Source organism: Candidatus Aegiribacteria sp., assembly GCA_021108435.1.
Taxonomy (GTDB): Bacteria; Fermentibacterota; Fermentibacteria; order Fermentibacterales; family JCC-6; genus Aegiribacteria.
In genome coordinates this window covers 1-3,739 of sequence record JAIOQY010000028.1, presented here as the reverse complement: position 1 = coordinate 3,739, position 3,739 = coordinate 1, and the positions used below count along the sequence as shown (strand labels likewise).

General features: G+C 46.7%; 3 protein-coding genes. 1 reads left to right on the top strand and 2 read right to left on the bottom strand.

Translation table 11 applies throughout. From position 1 onward, the window contains the following. Positions 1–127: 127 nt before the first annotated feature. On the bottom strand, positions 128–1,945 hold the full coding sequence (locus K8R76_01630; protein ID MCD4846873.1) for a T9SS type A sorting domain-containing protein: 1,818 nt from the start codon (positions 1,943–1,945) through the stop codon (positions 128–130). A 316-nt stretch (positions 1,946–2,261) separates the two neighbouring features. Here K8R76_01630 and K8R76_01625 point away from each other — a divergent pair, with 316 nt between their 5' ends. After that, positions 2,262–2,774 carry a hypothetical protein gene (locus K8R76_01625; GenBank protein ID MCD4846872.1) on the top strand — a complete coding sequence of 171 codons (513 nt, stop codon included), beginning with the start codon at positions 2,262–2,264 and terminating at the stop codon, positions 2,772–2,774. 204 nt (positions 2,775–2,978) lie between these two features. Here the strand turns inward: K8R76_01625 and K8R76_01620 are convergent. After that, on the bottom strand, positions 2,979–3,739 hold a 761-nt coding region (locus K8R76_01620; protein ID MCD4846871.1), incomplete at its 5' end, for a T9SS type A sorting domain-containing protein.

The window sequence follows — 3,739 nt, the reverse complement described above, 5'->3', positions numbered from 1 at the left end:
GACTGGATCACAAGTGTCGCTGAACTGCAGAAAGCCTTTACAGCGTGATCTCTCGATCTTATTTCATCTTTGTCTTAAACAACTATGCTGGACTAGCACCTGCCAAATGGGATTGAAACCGTTGTTGTTAATCAATCACCACGAAGCGCTGTGTTGCTGTAAAGTCTCCAGAGACCATCCTGCAGAAGTAGATTCCAGGAGATAATTCCCCAATCAGAACATCGTGATACCCCATGGAGTATTCATCCTCATGAATATCACTGACCATTCTTCCTGACAGGTCAAAGATGGAAAGTTCTACTGCCACAGGTTCGGGTAGCCCGAATATGATGACAGGTGATCCTACTACCGGATTCGGTGCGACAGGAAGCAGCACAATCCCTTGAGTAACTGGTTCTGTAGTTTCCTCGATGCTGGTAGGATCCCAGATAACAGTGATGTCGTTTAGAACTGGAGTGGTATCGGGATCGGATGTCTGCAGAATTACCCTGTACTGGATATACTGATCACCATCCGCCAGGATTCCCTCCAGAAATCCGGGAACCTGCAGAGTATCCGACCATGCTCCCATCACAGTTTGGTTGTCAGATGCCCTGACCTGGAACGAAACAGAGGTTCCTGACGGAGTCTGTGAATCCCAATCGATAGAATCCCAGTCAGGGTCACCTTCAGTATCGAAGACACTGGATTCGAGTGAACCCTCGCTGCGATAGCTGGTGAGATCCCACCAGGTGGTGAAGTGAGCACCTCCGAGGATATCCAGAGAGCTATTGCCATCAATGTCTGCGGGATATACTGAAAACGCGTAGTAGAAATCTCCTTCGACAGTATGCTCTGTCCAGTAGACTCCCGGACTCGTGTCGGAGTTCTGCCACCAGGTGATGTCGTTATCCAGAAAAGCTACCGCGAGTACGTCGATGGCTCCATCCCCATTCATGTCAGTAGCATGGACAGCGTGTGCTCCGTCGAATGTGGCGTCTATTGGATGCTCGTTCCAGGATGTACCCGTGCCATCGATATTCTCCCACCAGGTGATCTCGTCGGCGTACATAGTTGTACCGAGGATGTCCATGTCGCCATCACTATCCACATCTTCGGAGAAGACACAGGTTGCGCCTGGGAATGAACCATCAACAGTGTATTCCATCCACGCAGTGCCTGATCCGTCCAGATTTTCCCACCAGGCGATATCACCGTCCAGATAAGCAGCACCAAGAATGTCCATGTCACCATCTCCGTTAATATCCTCCGCATGGACGGACATGGCATCATCGAATGAGCCATCGACAGTGAACTTGCTCCATGAAGTACCCACCCCGTTCAAGTTCTCCCACCAGGTGATATCGTCAGCATATCTCGCGGCACCCAGAACATCCATGTCACCGTCACTATCAATGTCCTCGGAGTAAACGGAATTGGCTCCCTGGAAGTCTGAATCAACGGTGTGCTCAGCCCAGGCTGTGCCCAATCCATTGGTATTTTCCCACCAGCAGATGAGATCGGTTCCTGCACAGAGGACATCGGAATCTCCATCTCCATCGATGTCCTCGCTATGGATACACATGGATGGAAAATAGACATCAATAACATGCTGAGACCACGCCGTACCAGATTCGTCTAGGTTTTCCCACCACGATATGCTATTGGTGCCTGAACTTGTCGCTGTGAGTACGTCTGTGTCGTCATCACCATCGATATCATCAGCGTGTACAAAGATGAGACTAGGATAGTAGCCGGTAATGACATGCTCAACGCAGCCCTGCAACATGATGCAGCCACTGGCGTGAAGCCAGGAGATATCCGTCTCCTGAAAGAACTGATTGCCCCAATCCGTCACGGACCCCCATACTCCAGGGCCACCGGACCATTCGGTCTGCACTGCAGAACCTGCAAATGTCGCTGTAGAAATGACAAAGATAAGCAAGGGAAGGATTCTTCTATACACAGGACACCTCCTGTATATAAATAAATCTTAGATATTAATGCAGATGTCAACCAGATTGATATGCTTGATATCTGGTACCCCGTAGTAGATACTCTTAGAACCTTTGTCTTTTACGGGAGCTTGAGCTTTTGAATTGACACTTGGATTTAACTCGAATCGGTCAAGATAGAGATATCAGTTCATTAAGCTAATACTGATGATATGCACAATATACATTTTGATTATAGCAACTCTACCAGAAGATGTGAAAGATATTATAATTACTTGCAGGAACAATATTAGCGAAACTATTATACATTCAAAGGAGGTGATAAGTATGAAAAGACTGCTACCACTTTTCTTAATCGTTGTATCCTTTACTGCCACAGCATTTCAGATCACATATCAGAATCCCTTCATGGAATACCCGTTTCATACCACTCAGGCAGATGATGGAGTTGTCATCATAGTCATCAATCATTGCGATCCGATTCAGTGGGATTACGGAATTCCTCTGGGTTACAGATCCTTGAGGGAGCTCTGGGACAGCATGTGCAGTGAGGATGCCCACTTCACCGTAAGGGCCGGAGATGAATTTCTGATCTACAGCCAGAATACCCTCTCCTATTCAAAGGGAGACCAGAGATACACCATCATTGTATATCCTGAGGAGCTGTGGGCCATCATGAGCCACTACCACAGGCCACTATCACAAGCAACAAGTGAGGTTTCCATGCAGGCATGGTTCCCGGGCATGGATGAAGCGGAAACAGCATTCATCACAATCCATGATCCTGCTATGTCAGTGATCCAGGTTCTCCTGCAGAGGGCGAGAGAAAACGTTCAGTGAGCTGTGTATCAGCTACTGTGTAGAACTAATCATTCCGCACATTCTAGAACGTATATTTATTCCCCGATTCTGAAAAGTTAAGGTTCAACGCATTTCGAACTCTGTTACCCCATGGTGGAGGTATTTCGAACTGTTGCCATTGCTCGGAATAAGTTCTAAACTCTGAACTTTGGTATCCTGTGGATGCTTTTCGAACTTCTGCAGCTACTCTATAACCACGAATCTCTGAGATAAAGAAAAATCTTCAGATACTATCCTGCAGAAATAAATGCCTGGAGTTAGTTTAGCTAGCTGTACTTCGTATACACCCTGAGGAAACTCTCCCTGAATCGGGGTCGATATAAGACGTCCAGTGAGATCGAAGATTGATAGAGCAACATTATTATTCTCAGCTAAGGTCAATGTGACGATAGGTGGATGTGAAGTCGGATTGGGATAAATTCCTAACATGATAGGTAGTCCATGTTGATCTGGAAGAGAGTATTCACCAATGCCCGTGCCAGTCTCACTCCAGTATATAGCTCCAGGACCACCATAGACTCCCATGTCATTTCTAAGGTCACCAAGAGCTGGCCAAAGCGCAAAACCAGGATTTCCAGGATCTTCTGGATCATTATAAACCGGATCTGGATTACCTCCATCGATGCAATTGGACGACGGAGTCAGGTGGTAAGGGCTCAATCCACCGGAGAAAAACAAGGGATCTTCATCAATATTGCCAGTTCCGGGCCATCCATTTTCGACATTACTGTATTCCACTGAGATCTGATCGTATGGATCAAATATGATGTCATCCCAAACGATACTGCAGGATATATTGCATGAAGTTGAGTCGAGGATCGCAATGGAACGCATATGCAAGGCATCGGGGAATATGTAATTGTGGTTGAATGTACAGTTGGTAACATCAACATCAGAGTATGTTTCTACGCATAGCGCGTTGCCCTTGCAAGTGAAAAAGCTAT

Coding starts and splice junctions, on each gene's coding strand:
- K8R76_01625 (MCD4846872.1), top strand. CDS start 2,262: ATGAAAAGACTGCTACCACTTTTCTTAATCGTTGTATCCTTTACTGCC.